This is a genomic window from Microbacterium indicum DSM 19969, from assembly GCF_000422385.1.
GTDB classification, from domain to species: Bacteria; Actinomycetota; Actinomycetes; order Actinomycetales; family Microbacteriaceae; genus Microbacterium; species Microbacterium indicum.
In genome coordinates, this window is sequence record NZ_AULR01000005.1 from 120,517 (window position 1) to 139,044 (window position 18,528).

Consider the following 18,528-nt stretch of genomic DNA (forward strand, 5'->3'; position numbering starts at 1 on the left):
CTTTCGGGTGGCGGTCAGCCCTTGACGGCGCCCGCGACCATTCCGGTCGCCATCGTGCGCTGGACAAGGAGGAACAGGATGATCACGGGGACGGACACGAGGGCGGATCCCGCCATCACCCCGCCCCAGTCGGTGCCCTGCATGCCCTGCTGGAAGGTCTGCAGCCACACGGGGACGGTCGTCGTCCCCGACGAGAGCATGACGAGGGCGAGGGTGTACTCGTTCCACGCGACGAGGAAGCCGAAGACGCCCGTCGAGACGAGGCCGGGCCCGAGGAGCGGCAGCGTGACGCGGAAGAAGGCGCCGATCTGGCTCGACCCGTCGACCATCGCGGCTTCCTCGAGCTCGACGGGCACGCCGTCGACGAAGCCCTTGAGCGTCCACGCGATGAACGGCAGGACCGTCCCGACGTAGAGGAGGCTCAGGCCCGCGACCGAGTTGAGGAGGCTGACCGAGTCGAGCATGCGGTACTGCGAGATGAAGAGCGCCTCGGCGGGGATCATCTGCACGACGAGGACCGCGACCACGATCCCGCCGCGCCCGCGGAAGCGGAAGCGGCTCAGCACGACGGCGGCGAGGACCGCCGCGATGAGCGACACCGCGACGGCGAGGAGGCTCACCCGGAGGCTCATCCACAGCGACGACCAGAACGACGGGTCGGCGAGCACGCCCGCGTAGGAGTCGAGGGTCGGCTCGGACGGGAACAGCCGCGGCTCGCTGATGCGGAGCAGGTCGGGATCCTGCAGCGACGCGTTGACCATCCAGTAGATGGGGAAGACCCACGCGAGGGCGAAGAGGATCGCGATGACGCTCGCGATCGTGCGCCCGGGCCGGGGCCTGCGGCGCGCGGCCGGCGCGGCGATCGGTGCGGCTGCGACGGTCATGCGATGTCTCCCTGCTTTCCGAGCTGGCGCACGTAGCGCCACGTCATGGCGAGCAGCAGCAGGAGCATCACCATGGCGAGGGCCGATGCCATGCCGTAGTCGCCGCCCGAGATGCCCGTGTTGTAGATGTACGTGCCGAGCAGGTTGGTCTCGGTCGCGTCGCCGCCCGAGCGCTGCAGGACGTGGATCTGCGTGAACACCCGCAGATCCCAGATGATCTGCAGCGTGCCGACGAGCATGAGCACGGGACGGACGAGCGGGAGGAGCACGTGGACGAACTGCCGCCACACGCCCGCGCCGTCGAGCGCGGCGGCCTCGACGACCGACGCGTCGACCTGCGTGAGCGCGGCGTAGGAGGTCAGCGTCACGAGGGGGACGCTCGCCCAGACGATCACGCTCGAGGCGACGACCCAGAACGACAGGGGGCTCGCGTGCAGCCAGTTGAAGCCGTCGAAGCCCGTGAGGCCGATGCCGGAGAGGATCCGGTTCACGAGCCCGTTGCGCTGGTCGAGCAGCAGCTGCCAGATCGTCAGGGCCGCGATGCTCGGCGTCGCCCACGCGAGGACGAGCGCGACCTGGAGGGCGACGCGGGCGCCGGGCCAGATCCGCTGCATGAGCGCGGCGAACCCGACCCCGACGACCATCGTGATCGCGGCCGTGACGAGGCAGAACAGGATCGAGCGGATGAGCACCTGCCAGAAGTACGGGTCCGTCGCGATCGCGACGTAGTTCGCGAAGCCGACCCACTCGGGCGGCTGGCCGAACTGCTGCGCGAGGCCGAACTCCTGGAACGACATCACGAACTGCTGCGCGAGCGGGTACCCGAGCGCGATCGCGACGAGGGCGACGGGCAGGGCGATCAGCAGGTAGGGCGCGAGCCGGCGTGCGCGCCGCCCCCGCGCCGTGCGCACGGGCGCATGCACGGGGACGGTGCGCGGTTCGCCGCCGCTCGCGGCGCCGGTCTTCTCGAGCGTCATCGTCATGCTCAGCCGTTCAGCATGCCCTCGAGCTGCGCGTCGACCTCTTCCGCGACGGTCTGCACGTCCTCGCCGTTCGCGAGGCGGGTGAAGATGCTCGCCGGCACCTGGGCGCTGTCGGCGACGCCCCACTCGGGGGTGTTCGGGGTGAGCTTCGACGCCTCGACGGCCTCGACCGCGAACTGCGCCGTCTCGCCCGTGAGCTGGTCGGCGTAGTCGAGGTTTCCCGGCACCCAGCCGCCCGACGACGCGAGGAGCGACTGGAAGTCCTCGCTGTAGATGAGCTTCATCGCGTTCTGCGCGAGCTCCTGGTGCTGCGACGCGGCCGAGATCGCCATGTTGGATCCGCCCGCGAAGGTCACGCCGGCCTCGCCCGGCTCGAGGCCGGGGAGCGCCATGACCCCGACCTTGCCGCTGTCCCAGAGATCCTGGTCGATCTCGGTCTCGGCGTAGTTCAGGTAGGAGAGGAACCCGACGCGGCCCGCGTTGAAGAGGTTCGGGGCGGCCTGCACGGCGTCGTTCGAGTCGAGGTCGTACTCGGATCCGTCCTGGAAGATCCGCTGGATCGTCGTGAGCGCCTCGATCGACTCGGGGGTCTCGAGCGCGCCCTCCCATGTGCCGTCGGCGGCCTGCGTCGCGTAGTCGCCGCCGTAGGTGAAGAGCATGCCCTCGAGCGTGTGCGCGTCGGACGCCGCGAGGTACATGCCCGTGAAGTCGTCCGTGCCCTCGGGGTTCGCCTCGTTGAGCGCGATCGCCGCGTCGGCGAGCTCGTCGATCGTCGTCGGGACCGCGATCCCCGCCGCGTCGAGGAGGTCGGTCCGGTAGAAGATGACGCGCGCGCCCTGGTAGAGCGGCGTCGCGTAGAGTGTGTCGTCCCACGTGCCGGCCTCGATGCCGCTCGCGACGAGGCTGTCGCCGCCGAGGTCGCCGACGATGTCGTCGAGGGGCGAGAAGGCGCCGACCGAGGTGAAGGTCGAGGCCTGCGTGTTGCCGACCTCGACGAGGTCGGGCGTCTCGCTCGAGCTCGGGAGCGCGGTCTGCAGCTTCTCGACGATGCCGGGCCAGGTCTGCACCTGGACGCTGAGCGTCGAGCCCTCGTTCTCGGCCGCGAACTCGTCCTCGAGCCATGTGAGGGCGTCGTCGGGGATCGACGACTCCATGAACCAGACCGTGAGATCGGCGGGGCCCCCGCCGTCGGCCGACGAGTCGGCGGAGGTCCCCCCGGAGCAGGAAGACAGGGCAAGGATGCCGATGGCCGCCGCCGCGGCCACAGGGATCGACTTCTTCATGATGGGTCCTCTCGAGTGCGGGACGGCGCGCCCGGGAGCGCATTCCGTCGTGTTGGGAACCGATTATGGACAGACGGTTTACAAAATGGAAGAGTGGTTCGCGAAAGAGCCGCAGAGTTTTCTCACGGGAAACACAATGACCTCGACATCTCCGCAGACGCGCCGCCCGGCGCGACAGCCCGCCGACGCCCGCGCGCACAACACGGCGCTCGCTCTCAGCGTCATCTTCCGCGGCGGCCCGCTCTCCCGTGCCGACATTGCGCGCGAGACGGGGCTGACCCGCGTCACGGCGTCGACGATCGTCGGCGAGCTCGTCTCTCGGCGGATCCTCGTCGAGCTCGAGGCCCGCGAGCCGACGGGGCGCGGCAAGCCCGCGACCCCCGTCGACATCGACCGCGAGGGGCTCTGCATCGTCGTCGTCGACGCCTCGCCCGCCGCGCACCTCACGGGCGCGATCATCGACCTGCGCGGCGAGATCGTGCGGCGGCTCGAACGGGCGCGCCCCGACGACGTCGTCGGGGACGCCGCCGTCGAGGCGATCGCGGATCTCGCCCGCGAGCTCATCGGATCCGCCGCGGCGACTGTCGTCGGCGTCGGCGTCGCGAGCCCCGGCGTCATCTCCCCCGCGGGGATCGTCCGCCAGGCGCCGAACCTCGGGTGGGCCGAGCTGCCCCTCCGCGAGCGGCTCGCGGACGAGCTGGGGCTGCCCGTCAGCGTCGCGAACGACGCCAACCTCGCGGCCCTCGCCGAGCACACGCTCGCCGACGGGTCGCCCGACATGCTCCTCCTCCGCGTGGGCCACGGCATCGGCGCAGGCCTCCTCGTGCACGGCCGGCTCGTGGGCGGCGCGCACGACGCGGCCGGCGAGATCGGCCACGTGACGATGTCGGCCGACGAGGGCCCGCTGTGCGCCTGCGGCAAGCGCGGCTGCCTCGAGGCGTGGGTCGCGATCCCGCCCCTCGCCGCGTCCGTCGCGGCGTCCGCGGATCCGCGATCCGTGCTCCGCGAGGCGGGCGAGCGCATCGGGCTCGGGATCGCCCCCGTCGTCGCGGCGCTCGACCTCGGCGAGGTCGTCATCGCCACATCCTCGGGCCTCTACGGCGCCGACCTCCTGGACGCCGCGCGGGCGACGCTCGACGCGCACACCTTCCGCGCGCAGACGGCGGTGCGGATGTCGCGCTGGGCCGACGACGGCGTCCTGCGCGGCGCGTTCGCGCAGGTGCTCGCCGACGAGCTGGGGATCGCGTGACGGGCGTGCGCGTCGGGATCGACATCGGCGGCACGAAGGTCGAGGCCGTCGCGCTCGACGCGTCGGGGGCCGTGGTCGCGCGCGACCGCCGCCCGACCGACCCCGGCCCCGACGGCGTCGTCCGCTCGGCACTCGCGTCGGTCCGGGCGCTCGCCGCCGAGCCCGCGAGCATCGGGATCGGGATCCCCGGCATGGTCGAGGGCGGGGTCGTGCGCGGGGCCGTGAACCTCGGCATCGCCGAGCTGCCCCTCGCCGACGTGATCGCGGCCGAGACCGGCGCCGCGGTGGGCGTGGAGAACGACGTGCGGGCCGCCGCCGTGGGCGCATCGCACGTGTGGGAGACCCCGACGATCGCCCTCCTGAACCTCGGGACGGGCGTCGCGGCCGGCGTCGTCGTCGCGGGGCGGCTGCTCTCCGGCCGTGGCGGGGCGGCGGGCGAGATCGGGCACTTCTCGATCGACCAGGCCGGTCCCGCGTGCGCGTGCGGGCAGCGCGGATGCATCGAGGCGTACGCGGGAGGGCGGGCCCTCGCGCTGCGCGCCGGCATGCCGGCGGCCGCCGCCTTCGCGGCCGCCGCGTCGGGCGACGCGCGCGCCCGCGGGGCCGTCCGCGACGCCGTCTCGGCCGCGGCGTCGGCCGTCGAGATCCTCGCCCTCTCGATCGACCCGCCCGTCGTCGCCGTCGCGGGAGGCATGGCGCGCGCGGGAGGCGGCTTGCGCGACGAGCTCGCCGGCGAGCTCGACCGTCGCGCCGCGTCCTCGCCCTTCCTCCGTGAACTGCGGATCCGCGACCGCCTGCGCTACGTTGGCGACGCGCCCCTCCCCGCGGTCGGCGCCGCCCTCATCCCCGAACAGGAGCCCCATGGCTGAAGTCGTCATCGTCCGCGACCAGGAGGAGGCGGGCCGGCTCGCCGCGGCCGCGATCGCCCGCCGCCTCGCCGTGACGGAGAACCCGGTCCTCGGCGTCGCGACGGGCTCGACGCCCGAGTCGACGTACCGGGCGCTTGCCGCCGCGGGCCAGCGCCTGACGGGCGTCACGGCATTCGCGCTCGACGAGTACGTCGGCCTCCCCGCCGGCCATCCCGAGTCCTATCGCGCCGTGCTCGAGCGCGAGCTCGTGGCGCCCCTCGGCATGGACCCCGACATGCTCCGCACCCCCGACGCCTCGCCGGAGGGCCTCCACGACACGGGCGAGCGGTACGAGGCCGCGATCCGCGAGGCGGGCGGCGTCGACGTGCAGATCCTCGGGATCGGCACCGACGGGCACATCGGGTTCAACGAGCCCGGCTCGAGCCTCGCGAGCCGCACGAGGATCAAGACCCTCACGCAGCAGACCCGCGAGGACAACGCGCGCTTCTTCGACAGCGTCGACGACGTCCCGATCCACTGCGTGACGCAGGGCCTCGGCACGATCCGCGACGCGAGGCACCTCGTCCTCCTCGCCTTCGGGGAGGGCAAAGCGGAGGCCGTCGCGGCCGCCGTCGAGGGCCCCGTCTCGAGCGGCGTCCCGGGGTCGCTCATCCAGCTGCACCCGAGCGTGACGGTGCTCGTCGACGAGGCCGCGGGCTCGCGCCTCGCGCACGCCGACTACTACCGCCTCGCCTACGCCAACAAGCCCTCCTGGCAGGCCCTGTGAGCGAGGTCGTCGTCCACTCGGCCCGCGTCGTATCGGACGGGTCCGACGACGCCGACGCGTGGATCCGCCTGCGCGGGTCCGAGGTCGCCGCGGCGGGATCCGGGTCGTCATGGGAGCCGGCCGACGAGGTCGTCGACGCCGCGGGCCGGGTGCTGACGCCGGGCCTCGTCGACGCGCACGTGCACGGAGGGGCGGGCGAGTCGTTCGACGCCGGGCCCTTCGCCGCGGCCCGTGCGGAGCACAGGGCGCACGGCGTCACGCGGTCGGTCGCGTCGCTCGTCGCCGCGCCCGTCGACGCGCTCGCGCGGCGGATCCCCGAGCTCGTCGGCGAGGGGATCGTCGGCATACACCTCGAGGGCCCCTTCCTCGCGCCCGAGCGCCGGGGGGCTCACGACGGGCGGATGCTCGTGCATCCGACGCCCGCGGCCGTCGAGCGCCTGATCAAGGCGGGAGAGGGCCGGATCGTCCAGGTCACGATCGCGCCCGAGCTGCCGCACGCGCTCGACGCGATCCGCCGTTTCGCCGCCGCGGGGATCCGCGTCGCGGTCGGCCACACGACCGCCGACGCCGACACGACGCGGGCCGCGATCGACGCCGGCGCCACGCTCCTCACGCACGCGTTCAACGCGATGCCCGGGATCCACCACCGCGACCCGGGCCCCATCCCGACGGCGGCGGCCGACCCGCGGGTCACGCTCGAGCTCATCGCCGACGGCGTGCACGTCTCGGGCGACGTCATGCGCATGCTCCTGCTCACCGCGCCCGGGCGCGTGGCGATCGTGACCGACGCGATGTCGGCGACGGGCATGCCCGACGGGGCCTACGCCCTCGGGGGGCTCGACGTCGAGGTCGAGCGGGGCGTCGCGCGCCTCGCGGGCGGCGGCGCGATCGCGGGGTCGACGCTCACGCTCGACGACGGCGTGCGCCGCGTCGCCGCGCTCGGCGTCCCCCTCGCCGACGCCGTCGCCGCCGCGACGTCGGTCCCCGCCGCGGCGCTTGGCCTCGCGGGGCTGGGATCCCTGCGCCCCGGATCCACGGGCGGGGCCGTGCTCTGGTCGGAGGGCCTCGAGGCCGAGCGCGTCTGGGCCTGACGCCCCGAATCCTCCGCACCGTTCCCCGAGAGGCGATTGCCCCGCGCGGCCGACCTGTGGCACACTCATTCCAGCGGGAAAGCGCTTACCCGCAACCACACCGACGCAAGGACGCATCACCGTGAACCAAGCCCGCGAAATCGGCATCATCATGAACGGCGCCTCGGGGCGCATGGGATACCGCCAGCACCTCGTGCGCTCGATCCTCGCGATCCGCGACGAGGGCGGTTTCGAGCTCCCGAACGGCGAGAGGGTCACGGTCCGGCCGCTCCTCGTCGGCCGCAGCGAGCAGAAGCTCGCCGAGCTCGCCTCGCGCCACGGCATCGCCGACTACACGACCGACCTCGACGCCGCGCTCGCCGACCCGCAGTGGGAGATCTACGGCGACTTCCTCGTCACGAAGGCCCGCTCGGCGGCGCTCCGCAAGGCGATCGCCGCCGGCAAGACGATCTACACCGAGAAGCCGACGGCCGAGACGCTCGAGGAGTCGATCGAGCTCGCTCAGCTCGCGAAGGACGCGGGCGTCAAGACGGGCGTCGTCCACGACAAGCTCTACCTGCCCGGGCTCCAGAAGCTCAGGCGGCTCATCGACTCGGGCTTCTTCGGGCGGATCCTCTCGGTGCGCGGCGAGTTCGGCTACTGGGTGTTCGAGGGCGACTGGCAGCCCGCCCAGCGCCCCAGCTGGAACTACCGCACGGAGGACGGCGGCGGGATCATCGTCGACATGTTCCCCCACTGGAACTACGTCATGGAGAACCTCTTCGGCGGCGTCAGGAGCGTCTACGCGCAGGCCGTGACCCACATCCCCGAGCGCTGGGACGAGCAGGGCGAGAGGTACGCCGCGACGGCCGACGACGCCGCCTACGGCGTCTTCGAGCTCGAGGGCGGCGTCATCGCGCAGATCAACTCGAGCTGGACGACCCGCGTCGACCGCGACGAGCTCGTGCAGTTCCACGTCGACGGAACCCACGGATCCGCCGTCGTCGGCCTCTTCGGCGCCAAGATCCAGCCCCGGAACGCGACACCCAAGCCCGTCTGGAACCCCGACCTCGAGGACACGATCGACTACGACGCGACCTGGCAACAGGTCCCGGCGAACGACGTCTTCCTCAACGGCTTCCGCCAGCAGTGGCAGGAGTTCCTCACGAGCTATGTGCTCGGCACCGACTACCCCTTCGACCTCCTCGCCGGCGCGCGCGGCGTGCAGCTCGCCGAGGCGGGCCTCGCGTCGAGCGCGTCGGGATCCCGCGTCGAGCTGCCGACCCTCTCGCTCCGCTGATGGACACGATCCCGCTCCTCGGATCCGACGGATCCGTCACCCGCGCCGCCCTGCGCGAGGCGCCGGGGTTCGCGAAGCCGGCCGGCGGCCTCACGAGCCGCGTCGCCTACGCCGCGGCGCACGTCGCGCCCGTCGCGTGGGCCGACAACACCCCGGGCCGCCCCGCCGAGATCGACTGGGACGCGACCCTCGCGTTCCGCCGCAACGTCTACTCGTGGGGCCTCGGGGTCGCCGACGCGATGGACACGGCCCAGCGCAACATGGGGCTCGACGCCGCGGCGGTGCGCGAGCTCATCGCCCGCAGCGCCGAGGTCGCCCGCGAGGAGGGCGGATCGGTCGCCGTCGGCGTGAACACCGACCACGTCGACGACGAGCTGATCCCGCTCGACCGGATCGTCGACGCCTACCGCACGCAGCTCGCCCACGCCGAGGAGCACGGCGCCGTCCCCGTGATCATGGCGAGCCGCCACCTCGCCTGCGCGGCCCAGTCGCCCGCCGACTACGTGCGGGTCTACCGCGAGGTCCTCGCGTCGGCGACGGGCCAGGTCGTCCTCCACTGGCTCGGCACGGCCTTCGACCCGCAGCTCGCGGGCTACTTCGGGTCGAGCGACTGGACCGCCGCGTCCGACACCGTGATCGAGATCATCGGCGAGAACGCCGACCGCGTCGCGGGCATCAAGATGAGCCTCCTCGACGCCGTGAGCGAGGTGCACGTGCGCGAGCGCCTGCCCGAGGGCGTGCGCATGTTCACTGGCGACGACTTCAACTACGTCGGCCTCATCGGCGGCGCAGACGTGCCGGGGGCCGAGCAGCCGGAGCGCTCCGCGGGAACCGACCGCACGCACTCCGACGCCCTCCTGGGGGCCTTCGCCGCGATCACGCCCGTCGCGTCGGCCGCGATCCAGGCGCTCGACGCCGGGGATCCCGATCGCTACTACGCGCTCCTGAAGCCGACGGAGGCGCTCAGCCGCCAGGTCTTCGCGGCGCCGACGTTCTTCTACAAGACGGGCGTCGCGTTCCTCGCCTGGCTCAACGGCCACCAGCCCGCGTTCCAGATGGTCGGCGGGCTGCACTCGGCCCGCAGCCTCCCGCACCTCAGCGAGATCGTGCGCCTCGCGAACGACGCGCACGCGCTCGAGGATCCGGATCTCGCGGCGGCCCGCTGGGGGTCGCTCCTGACGCTGAACGGAGTCGGCTGATGACGACGCCCCACCCCCGCCTCTCGATCAACCAGGCCACGCTGCAGCGCACCACGGTGCGCGAGGCGATCGACGCCGTGACGGCGGCTGGGATCCAGGCCATCGGGCTCTGGCGCCAGCAGGTGCAGGACGCGGGGCTCGACGAGTCGGCGCGGATGATCGCCGACAGCGGGCTGCGCTACTCGACGCACTGCCGCGGCGGGTGGTTCACCGCCGAGGAGGGGCCCGTCCGCGTGACGGCGCTCGACGACAACCGGCGCGCGATCGACGAGACGGCGGTGCTCGCCGCGGCGGGGGCCGAGGGATCCCGTGCCGCACTGGTCCTCGTCGTCGGCGGGCTGCCCGAGGGATCCCGCGACCTCGTCGGCGCGCGCGAGCGGGTGCGCGACGCCGTCGCCCGGCTCGCCCCGCACGCCGAGGCGCAGGGCGTGCAGCTGGCCCTCGAGCCACTGCACCCCATGTACGCGTCCGACCGATCGGTCCTCTCGACGCTCGACCAGGCGCTCGACATCGCGGCCGACTTCGACCCCGCCGTCGTCGGCGTGACGGTCGACACGATCCACCTGTGGTGGGATCCCGAGGTCACCCGGAAGATCGCCCGGGCGGGCCGCGAGGGCCGGATCGCGTCGTACCAGGTGTGCGACTGGAAGACCCCGCTCCCCGCCGACAACCTGCTCGCCCGCCAGTACCCGGGCGACGGGGTCATCGACTTCGAGACGATGACGCGCGCCGTCGAGGCGACCGGCTACACGGGCGACGTCGAGGTCGAGCTGCTCAACCAGGAGATCTGGGACACACCGCCCGCCGAGGTCGTGCGCCGCACCGTCGAGGGCTTCCAGCGGGCCGTCGCCCCGTTCCTCGGGTAATTTCGTGGGCGTGGATCTCGGGCACCCTGCGACGCTGAACGACGTCGCCCGCGAAGCCGGGGTGTCGCTCGCGACCGCGTCGCGGGTGCTCAACGGATCCTCCCGTCGCGTCGCGGAGGCCTACCGCGAGCGCGTCGAGGCGGCCGCGCGGAGCCTCGGCTACTCGGCGAACCTCTCGGCGCAGGCGACGGCCCGCGGCACCTCGGCGACGCTCGCCCTGCTCGTCGCCGACATCGCCGACCCGTACTTCTCGCAGATCGCCCGCGGGGCCGCGCGGGCGGCCGACGAGCAGCGGCTCGTCATGACCATCGGGGTGACCGATCGCGATCCCACCCGCGAGGAGCGGCTCGTCCGCACCCTGCGGGGCCTGCGCCCGCGGGGGATCATCCTCGCCGCCTCGCGCGGCGTCGGCGGCGAGTCGGCATCGTCGGCCGAGGCGCTGCGCGAGGTCGAGGCGGGCGGCGGGACCGTCGTCGCGCTCGGCCGCCCGCTGCCCGGCGTCGCGGCCCGCACCGTCGGGGTCGACAACCACGGCGGCGGATCGCTCCTCGGGTCCGAGATGGCCGCCGCCGGATACCGCGATGCGCTGCTCGTCGGCGGGCCCGAGGGCCTCGTCACGAGCGACGACCGCCTCGTGGGCTTCGAGGAGGGCTTCGCCGGGGGCGGCGGATCCGTCTCCCGCATCGTGCGCGGCGACCTGAACCGCGACGCCGCGTACGCCGTCATGGAGCGCGCCCTCGCGGACGGGGTCGAGCCCGGCACGCTCGTCGTCGCCGCGACCGACGTCATGGCCGTCGGCGTCTCGTCGGCGATCCGCGACGCGGGGCGCCGCGTCGGCGACGACATCGCGGTCGCGGGCTTCGGCGGCCTCGCGGCGGGGCGCGACTCGGTTCCCGCGCTCACGACGGTCGTCGCCCCGCTCGAGGACCTCGGCGCCGCGGCCGTCGCGGCCGTCCTCGCCGACGAGTGGCCGGCCGCACCCGACCTCCTCCCGATGGCGCCGCAGATCCGCGCGTCGACGCCCCGCCGCTGACGAGCCGTTCGCGAGTGCCTCCCGGCCCCGCGAGGCGCGCGGGCACTCGCGAGGGCGGCGTCACGCCTCCGGCGCCGCGGGCACGGACGGGGCGGCGCGGTCGTACTGGCGGGCGATCGCGCGGTAGGCCGGCATGAGCATCGCGGCGACCGCGAGGATCACGCACACGACGCCCGCGACGAGGAAGATCAGCGCGATGCCGCGCGAATCGCCGCGGCCGAGCAGCCACTCCCACCGCGCGAGGCCCTGCTCCGTGCGCATGTACGGGATCACGAGGAACTCGGCGAGGGGACCGATCGCGAGCGAGGTCACGGGCGCCGCGGCCGACTCGAACATCATCGCGAAGCCGAAGACGCGGCCCTGCCGCTCGAAGGGCACGACGCGCTGGATCACGGTCTGCTCGGCCGCCTCGATGACCGGGACGAGCGCCATGTAGACCCAGATCCCGACGAGGAAGAGCCACGCCCACTCGCGCAGCGCGAACGCGGCGCCCACCGCGCCGACGACGACGCAGAAGAGCAGCATCGTCCGGATGGGCCGGCGCCCGAGCCCGACCTTCGCGACCACGAGGCCGCCCGCGACGAACCCCGTCGAGGCGAGGGCGAAGCCGATCCCCCACCCCTGCACGCCGAGGAGCTCGATCCCGTACGGGTCCATGAGCGCCATGAACACCCCGCCGACGAGGTTGTTGAGCGCCGAGAAGACGACGAGGAAGAGCAGCCCCTCGGCCGCGCGGACGGCCGCCCAGCCGCCGCGGATGTCGACCCAGCCCGGGGATCCCTCCGCGTGGACGACCTGCGCCTCCGGCATGCGCAGCGTCGCGAGGTGCGCGAGCGAGAGCACGAGCGCCGAGATCCCGATGACGAGCGTCCGCCCCATGCCGAGGAAGCCGATCGACAGGCCCGAGAAGACGCTCGTGACGAGCATGCTGACGCCCTGGACGGTGCCGACGAGCCCGTTGGCGTTGGCGTGCCTGTCGTCGGGCACGAGGAGCGTCACGGTCGTCGAGAGCGCGATCGAGCGCAGCTGCTCGACGACGGCCCCGCCCAGCATCACGACGGCGAAGATCCAGAACCAGGGGCGCCCGAGATCCGCGATCCCGTCGGCGCCGACGGCGAAGAACAGGGCGGCGTCGAGGACGAACACCCCGACGGCGGCGAGCGTCGCGATCACCATGACGGGCTTCTTGCGGAAGCGGTCGACGAGCGTGCCGAACATGACGCTGCACAGCGACACGAAGAGCATGTACGCCGCGCCGATGACCGCCGTCGCGAGCACGTTGCGCGTCTCGGCGTAGATCCAGAACGTCAGGCCGAACCAGAGGAAGCTCGTCGAGACGTTCGCGACCGCCGTGTTGACGAGGACGCCGACGAAGGTGCGCATGACGTAGAAGCTATGCGGCCCGCTCCCCCGGCGGAAGGGGGAGCGGGCCGCTCGCGGGCGCCGAGCCGTCAGTCGTTGTCGCCCGCCGCCCCGAGGAGCTCGCGGACGCGCGACGAGATCCGGTGGAACTCGGGCGTCTCGAGCGTCTCCGCGTACGAGCGGCGGCGCGGGAGGTCGACCGTGTGCTCCTCGATGATCCGGCCGGGGCGCGGGCTCATGACGACGACGCGGCTCGCGAGGTAGACGGCCTCGGCGACCGAGTGCGTCACGAGCAGGACCGTCGTGCCCGTCTCGGCCCAGATCCGGTTGAGCTCGATGTTCATGCGCTCGCGGGTCAGGGCGTCGAGGGCGCCGAAGGGCTCGTCCATGAGGAGGACGCTCGGCTCGTGCAGCAGCGCGCGGCACAGCGAGACGCGCTGCTGCATGCCGCCCGACAGCTCGTGCGGGAGCGCCTTCTCGAAGCCCGTGAGCCCCGTCATCTCGATGAGGGAGTCGGCCCGGCGCCGCGCGACGGCCATGTCCATGCCGCGCATCTCGGCCTGGAGCGTGATGTTGCCGCGCACGCTGCGCCACTCGAGGAGGGCGGCGCGCTGGAACACGTATCCGATGTCCTGCCGCGGCGCCGTCACGCGCTCGCCGCGCAGAGCGACGGATCCCGAGCTCGGCGTCGTGAGCCCCGCGACGGCCTTGAGCAGCGTCGACTTCCCGCAGCCCGACGGCCCCGCGATCGCGACGAACTCGCCGGGCTCGACGTGGAGCGTGACGTCGGTGAGCGCCTGCACGCGGCTGCGCTTGGACGCGAAGGTGATGTCGACGTCGTCGATCGCGACCGTCGTCGTGCCGGCGGGCGAGAGGGTGTCAGCGCTCACGGTCACTCCGGCTGGAAGCTGTCGTCGTAGTACGTGTCGGGCGTCTCGCCCTCGGCCGTGAGGCCCGACTCCGACAGGACGTCGATCGTCGCCTGCCAGTCGGACTCCGCGTTGGTGCCGGGGACGGATCCGGCCGTCGCCTCGGTCTCGAGCAGCGCCGTCGTCTCCTCCCACTGGCCCTGCAGCACGTCGGCGTCGGGCATCTGCGGATCCTTGCCCGCCATCGCCGCGACGGCGTCCTCGGGGTTCTCGGCCGCGGCCGCGAACGCCTCGGACGTCGCCTGCACGAGCGCGTCGACGAGGTCGGGGTCGTTCGCGATCGTGTCGCCCGAGGCGACGAGGCCGTTGCTGTAGAAGTTCAGTCCCGCGTCGGAGTAGCGCAGGTAGGTGACGTCCTTGCCGCTCTGGGCCGCGATCGTCGGGCCCTGGTCGTGCGCGAAGCCGATGAGGCCGTCGACCTGGCCCGAGAGCATCGCGGCGATCTTGCCCGCCGCGTCGAGGTTCTGCTGCGTGACGTCGCCCTCGTCGAGGCCCACGGCCGCGAGGTAGAGCGGGAACGTCGTCGTCGGGGCGTCGCCCGCCGAGACCGCGATGGTCTTGCCGACGAGGTCGGACGGCTCCGAGATCCCCGAGTCGGTGAACACCTGGACGGCCGACGGGGTCGTCTGGAGGAAGACGCCGACGCTCTTGATGTCGACGCCGCTGTCGATGTTCGACATGACGGCGGGTGTGTCGGCCCAGCCGAAGTCGACCTGCCCCTGGCCGACGGCCTGGGCCGTGCGGGTGGATCCCTGCCCCGCCTCGATCTGGAGGTCGATCCCGTGTTCGGCGAAGATCCCCTGCTCGACGCCGTAGTAGAACGGGGCGTGCTCGCCGTAGGGGTACCAGTTCAGCATGAGCGAGACCTCGGTCGTCTCGACGGCGTCGCCGCCGGACGATGACGACGGATCGCTCGAGGATCCGCCGCAGCCGGCGAGGACGAGGGCCGCGGATCCCGCGAGGGCGAGGGCGGCGAGGGTGCGGGTGTTCTTCTCCATCGAAGACATCTCCTTGTTTCGGGTGGTTTCAGGCGCCGGCTCGGACGGTCGCGGATCCGGTTCCGCGCCGCGAGGCGTGCCAGGGGATGAGGAAGCGCTCGGCGATCTGGATGATCGCGAAGAGGAGGACGCCCATGAGCGACATGATGATCAGGGCGGCGAAGAGCATCGCGGTGTCGAGCATGCCGTTGGCCTGGAGGATCACGTAGCCGAGGCCCTCGTTCGCGCCGACGAACTCGCCGACGACGGCGCCCGTGACGGCGAGGGTCGCGGCCACCTTGAGCCCGCTCAGCAGCTCGGGGAGCGCGGCGGGGAGCCGCACCTTGAGGAACGTCTTGATGCGGCCCGCGCCCATCGTCGAGGTGAGCTGCAGGATCTCGGGGTCGACGGATCGGAGCCCGGAGAGGCCCGAGATCACAACGGGGAAGAACGCCATGAGGACGGCGACGAGGATCTTGGGTCCGACGCCGAACCCGAGCCACACGATGAACAGCGGGGCGATCGCGATCTTCGGGATGACCTGGGCGAAGAGGATGATCGGGTAGACCGTCTTCTCGAGGCCGGACGAGTACACCATCAGCACGGCGACGAGGAGGCCGACGACGGCCGCGATCACGAAGCCGATGACGGTCTCGTACGTCGTGACCCACGTGTGGTGCGCCAGGTAGGGCCCGTTCTCGGCGAACGCCGCCCACGTGTCGGCGGGCGAGGGGATCAGGTACGGGGCCACGAGGCCGAACTCGGTGACGACCCACCACAGGATGAGGAGGGCGATCACGAAGACGATCGGGTGCCAGAACCGCCCGATCCAGCGGGCGAACGCCGACGGCTGTCGGTCTCGGGATTCCGCGAGCGCGAGCGTCTCGGTCGCGGTTGCGTTGACGGTCATTGACGGGCTCCACATCGTCGTGGACTGCCCGCCGCGGCGCTGCGGCGGGGATCCGGGAAAGCGCTTCCCGTGCACCGATCAAAACATCGCGGCGGACCCGTGTCAAGGAACGGATCGGCATCGAGAGGGCCGCGCGCCCTCGCCGTCTGCGAGCGCCGCGCGGCCCCCTCTCCGCGTCAGGCGCGGCCTTCGAACTCCTCGTCGGTGACCTGCTCGCCCCACCAGCTGGGGGTCTCGGCGTCGCCGTCGGCCTCGAGGATCGCGTAGTGCGCCATCATGTGGCCGGGCGCGGCCGCGTGCCAGCGCTCCTCGTTCGGAGGCGTGTAGAGCGTCTGCCCCGCGCGGACCTCGATGATCTCGCCCGCGCGGTTGCCGAAGCGTCCGACGCCGTCGATCACGTGCAGGTACTGGCCGCGCGCGTGCGAGTGCCAGGCGGTGCGGGCGCCGGGCAGGAAGCGCACCTTGCCGACGATCGTGCGCTGCAGCGACTCGTCGTGCGGCAGGACGATGTGGTCGAGGTAGACGCCTCCCGGGAACCGGTCCTCGGGGTTCAGGATCGTCTCGGACTCGGGTTCGATGTTCATCGGTTCTCCTTCTCGAACGCGTTCTTCGCGACGGCCATGGCGCTCATCGCATTGGGCCAGCCCGTGTAGAACGCCAGGTGGGTGATGAGCTCCTTGACCTCGTCCCACGTGACCCCGTGCTCGATCGCGAAGGGGATGTGGAAGTTCAGCTGCTCGGCCTTGCCCGTCGCGACGAGCGCGGCGACCGTCGCGAAGCTGCGGTCGCGGGGCGAGAGCTCGGGGCGCTCCCAGACCTCGTCGAACAGCACGCGGTCGGTGTAGTGCACGAGGCCTGGCGCAAAGTCGCCGAAGGCGTTGAAGCCGCCCTGCCATCCCTGTTTCTCATCGGTCATGATTCCAGGACACACCCGGATCCGCGTCCGCGCCAGGGCCCGGCAGGACCCCTCTTCCCCGCTCCCTGGGGCCCGCGATCAGGCCGTGACGAGCTGCTCGCGGGCGCGGATCGCGAGGAGGAGCGCCTCGGCGACGGGGGTCGCGACGCCCGACTCGCGCCCGATGCGCACGACCTCGCCCGAGAAGATGTCGATCTCGGTCGGGCGGGCGGCGCGCATGTCCTGCAGCATCGACGTCTCGCCGCTCGGGTCGAGGGTGTCGACGACGGCCGTCCACTCGGCGAGGTCGTCGTCGCCGAGGGCGATCCCGCGGGCGTTCGCGAGGGCGATGACCTCGCGGCAGGCGAGGATCATGAGCTCGCGGGCCGGCCGACCCTCGCCCTGGAACGCGCCGTATTCGGCGTCGAGCAGCGCCGAGGTCGTGTTGATGCCGCAGTTGCCCATGAACTTCCACCACATCGCGTGGGGCATGTCGGCCGGGACGACGTGCGGGACGCCAGCCTCCGCGAAGAGGGCGGCGAGCGCGGCGACGGCGTCCGGCTGCGCGTCGTCGCCGAAGGTGATGCGGCCGAAGTTCGCGAAGCGGATCTCGCTCCCCCGGCGCACGACGTCGGATCCCGCCGTCATCGCGGGCACGACCGACGCCTCCGGGAACGCCTCCGCGAGCACGCCCTCGGAGTGGATCCCGTTGATGAGGCTCACGACGATGGTCCCGGGCCGGACGTACGGCCGCGCAAGGTCGATCGCCGGCGCGAGCCCGTCGGCCTTCGTCGCGACGATCACGACGTCGGCGGCGCCCGCGGTGTTCACGGGCCAGAGCCGGCGCTCGCCGTTGAGGAGGATCCCGTCGCGCAGCCTGTCGGCCCGCTCGCCGTCGGCGACGACCGTGACGTCGAGGTCGGGCTTCCCCCGGGTCAGCCGATCGAGGTAGATGCCGCCGAGTGCCCCGAGCCCGATCATCGCGATGCGCATGGATCCATCCTCGCGCCTGCCGGCGGGCCGGGGCGACGGCGGTCACTCCTCCGGGTACTCGCAGAACGCGAAGGCCGAGGAATCGGGCGCCCAGCTCGGCACGTTGATCGTGCCCTGGCCGCCGCGGAACGCCGCGATCGTCCGCGCCTCGCCCCACGCGTCGCCCGTCACGAGCCGCAGCTCGACGGGGAGCCCGCCCGGGTGGCCCGTCGTGCCGCCCGGGTAGCTGAGGTAGACGACGAGCTCGCCGTCGGGCGAGGGGTGCGGGAACCAGTTGACGCGCTCGTCGGAGGTCAGCTGCTCGAGCCCCGAGCCGTCCTCGCGGACCCGGGCGATCTGCGCGCGGCCCCTCTCGAACTGCTCGGTGTTGAAGAGGATCCACTCGCCGTCCGGCGTCCACTCGCAGCCGTCTGCGGGGCCCGGATCGGTCGTCACGGCGCGGTCGTCCGACCCGTCGGGCGCGACCGTGCGGATCGTCGCCGACGCCCACCAGTCTTCGCCGTCCGGCGTGAGCCGGACATAGGCGAGGCGCCCGCCGTCGGGGCGCACGCCGTGGAGGAAGTGCATCGCATCGACCCGCGTGACGCGCCGCGCGCCGCCGCCCGCGAGCGGCACGGCCCAGATGTGGAAGTCGTCGGCCGAGGCGTAGATCGTCTCGCCGTCGGGCGCGAGCACGTGGTCGTTGTTGACGGCGGGGAGCCCCGCGGCCTCGATGCGCACGGGATCCGCGGATCCGTCGGCCGGCATCGCCCAGAGCGCACCGTCGCCGTTGAGGACGAGGCGCCCGTCGGCCGTCCAGTTCGGAGCCTCGAGGTGGCGCGTCGTCTCGTGCACGACGCGGGTCCGCCCCGTCGCCCGGTCCCAGACGCGGATGCGCGTGATCATGCGGCCTCCTCCAGTGCGTCGCGCATCGTCGGCGGCGTGCTGTTCTGCGACATGTCCCCAGTCTTCCCTACGCTG

General features: G+C 72.7%; 19 protein-coding genes. 8 read left to right on the plus strand and 11 right to left on the minus strand.

What is annotated here, in order from left to right:
* Nucleotides 1-14: 14 nt before the first annotated feature.
* The 3 genes from H576_RS0107730 to H576_RS0107740 are packed head-to-tail and all read right to left on the minus strand — an operon-like array spanning nucleotide 15 to nucleotide 3,150.
* Nucleotides 15-884 carry a carbohydrate ABC transporter permease gene (locus H576_RS0107730; RefSeq protein WP_051172396.1) on the minus strand — a complete coding sequence of 290 codons (870 nt, stop codon included), beginning with the start codon at nucleotides 882-884 and terminating at the stop codon, nucleotides 15-17.
* Nucleotides 881-1,861, minus strand: a complete 981-nt coding sequence (locus tag H576_RS0107735) for a carbohydrate ABC transporter permease (RefSeq protein ID WP_051172430.1) — start codon at nucleotides 1,859-1,861, stop codon at nucleotides 881-883. Before H576_RS0107735 ends, H576_RS0107730 begins: the two co-directional genes overlap by 4 nt.
* Before the next feature lie 8 nt (nucleotides 1,862-1,869).
* Complete coding sequence (locus H576_RS0107740; RefSeq protein WP_029150463.1) at nucleotides 1,870-3,150, minus strand: extracellular solute-binding protein; 1,281 nt, start codon at nucleotides 3,148-3,150, stop codon at nucleotides 1,870-1,872.
* Between the two features lie 136 nt (nucleotides 3,151-3,286).
* Here H576_RS0107740 and H576_RS0107745 point away from each other — a divergent pair, with 136 nt between their 5' ends.
* The 8 genes from H576_RS0107745 (at nucleotide 3,287) to H576_RS0107780 (ending at nucleotide 11,502) form a co-directional block, all read left to right on the plus strand.
* Complete coding sequence (locus H576_RS0107745; protein ID WP_029150464.1) at nucleotides 3,287-4,399, plus strand: ROK family transcriptional regulator; 1,113 nt, start codon at nucleotides 3,287-3,289, stop codon at nucleotides 4,397-4,399.
* Nucleotides 4,396-5,268: an ROK family protein gene (locus tag H576_RS0107750; RefSeq protein ID WP_051172399.1), complete on the plus strand. Its 873-nt coding sequence runs from the start codon at nucleotides 4,396-4,398 to the stop codon at nucleotides 5,266-5,268. Before H576_RS0107745 ends, H576_RS0107750 begins: the two co-directional genes overlap by 4 nt.
* Complete coding sequence (locus H576_RS0107755) at nucleotides 5,261-6,034, plus strand: glucosamine-6-phosphate deaminase (RefSeq protein WP_029150466.1); 774 nt, start codon at nucleotides 5,261-5,263, stop codon at nucleotides 6,032-6,034. The genes H576_RS0107750 and H576_RS0107755 overlap by 8 nt, the downstream gene beginning before the upstream one ends.
* Nucleotides 6,031-7,125, plus strand: coding sequence for an N-acetylglucosamine-6-phosphate deacetylase (locus H576_RS0107760; protein ID WP_029150467.1), 1,095 nt, complete (start codon nucleotides 6,031-6,033; stop codon nucleotides 7,123-7,125). The genes H576_RS0107755 and H576_RS0107760 overlap by 4 nt, the downstream gene beginning before the upstream one ends.
* Before the next feature lie 151 nt (nucleotides 7,126-7,276).
* On the plus strand, nucleotides 7,277-8,404 hold the full coding sequence (locus H576_RS0107765; RefSeq protein WP_036319993.1) for a Gfo/Idh/MocA family protein: 1,128 nt from the start codon (nucleotides 7,277-7,279) through the stop codon (nucleotides 8,402-8,404).
* Nucleotides 8,404-9,603 (plus strand): dihydrodipicolinate synthase family protein, encoded by a 1,200-nt coding sequence (locus H576_RS0107770; RefSeq protein ID WP_029150469.1) that lies wholly within the window; start codon nucleotides 8,404-8,406, stop codon nucleotides 9,601-9,603. Before H576_RS0107765 ends, H576_RS0107770 begins: the two co-directional genes overlap by 1 nt.
* Complete coding sequence (locus H576_RS0107775) at nucleotides 9,603-10,469, plus strand: sugar phosphate isomerase/epimerase family protein (RefSeq protein WP_029150470.1); 867 nt, start codon at nucleotides 9,603-9,605, stop codon at nucleotides 10,467-10,469. The genes H576_RS0107770 and H576_RS0107775 overlap by 1 nt, the downstream gene beginning before the upstream one ends.
* 10 nt (nucleotides 10,470-10,479) lie before the next feature.
* On the plus strand, nucleotides 10,480-11,502 hold the full coding sequence (locus H576_RS0107780; protein ID WP_029150471.1) for a LacI family DNA-binding transcriptional regulator: 1,023 nt from the start codon (nucleotides 10,480-10,482) through the stop codon (nucleotides 11,500-11,502).
* A gap of 60 nt (nucleotides 11,503-11,562) precedes the next feature.
* On the opposite strand, the gene H576_RS14865 is transcribed toward H576_RS0107780, so the two are convergent.
* From H576_RS14865 to H576_RS14875, 8 genes are all read right to left on the minus strand, one after another.
* Nucleotides 11,563-12,885, minus strand: coding sequence for an MFS transporter (locus H576_RS14865; RefSeq protein ID WP_036319934.1), 1,323 nt, complete (start codon nucleotides 12,883-12,885; stop codon nucleotides 11,563-11,565).
* A gap of 68 nt (nucleotides 12,886-12,953) precedes the next feature.
* Nucleotides 12,954-13,754: an ABC transporter ATP-binding protein gene (locus H576_RS0107790; protein WP_029150472.1), complete on the minus strand. Its 801-nt coding sequence runs from the start codon at nucleotides 13,752-13,754 to the stop codon at nucleotides 12,954-12,956.
* Between the two features lie 2 nt (nucleotides 13,755-13,756).
* The gene (locus H576_RS0107795; RefSeq protein WP_029150473.1) at nucleotides 13,757-14,791 is read right to left on the minus strand and encodes an ABC transporter substrate-binding protein; all 1,035 of its coding nucleotides are present in this window, start codon (nucleotides 14,789-14,791) and stop codon (nucleotides 13,757-13,759) included.
* Nucleotides 14,792-14,819: 28 nt separating this feature from the next.
* Nucleotides 14,820-15,680: an ABC transporter permease gene (locus H576_RS14870; RefSeq protein ID WP_036319938.1), complete on the minus strand. Its 861-nt coding sequence runs from the start codon at nucleotides 15,678-15,680 to the stop codon at nucleotides 14,820-14,822.
* A 176-nt stretch (nucleotides 15,681-15,856) separates the two neighbouring features.
* Nucleotides 15,857-16,264 carry a cupin domain-containing protein gene (locus H576_RS0107805; RefSeq protein ID WP_029150474.1) on the minus strand — a complete coding sequence of 136 codons (408 nt, stop codon included), beginning with the start codon at nucleotides 16,262-16,264 and terminating at the stop codon, nucleotides 15,857-15,859.
* Nucleotides 16,261-16,596 carry a carboxymuconolactone decarboxylase family protein gene (locus H576_RS0107810; RefSeq protein WP_029150475.1) on the minus strand — a complete coding sequence of 112 codons (336 nt, stop codon included), beginning with the start codon at nucleotides 16,594-16,596 and terminating at the stop codon, nucleotides 16,261-16,263. The genes H576_RS0107805 and H576_RS0107810 overlap by 4 nt, the downstream gene beginning before the upstream one ends.
* A 78-nt stretch (nucleotides 16,597-16,674) precedes the next feature.
* Nucleotides 16,675-17,568 (minus strand): ketopantoate reductase family protein, encoded by an 894-nt coding sequence (locus H576_RS0107815; RefSeq protein ID WP_029150476.1) that lies wholly within the window; start codon nucleotides 17,566-17,568, stop codon nucleotides 16,675-16,677.
* 42 nt (nucleotides 17,569-17,610) lie between these two features.
* Nucleotides 17,611-18,453 carry a TolB family protein gene (locus H576_RS14875; protein ID WP_051172406.1) on the minus strand — a complete coding sequence of 281 codons (843 nt, stop codon included), beginning with the start codon at nucleotides 18,451-18,453 and terminating at the stop codon, nucleotides 17,611-17,613.
* Nucleotides 18,454-18,528: the final 75 nt, after the last annotated feature.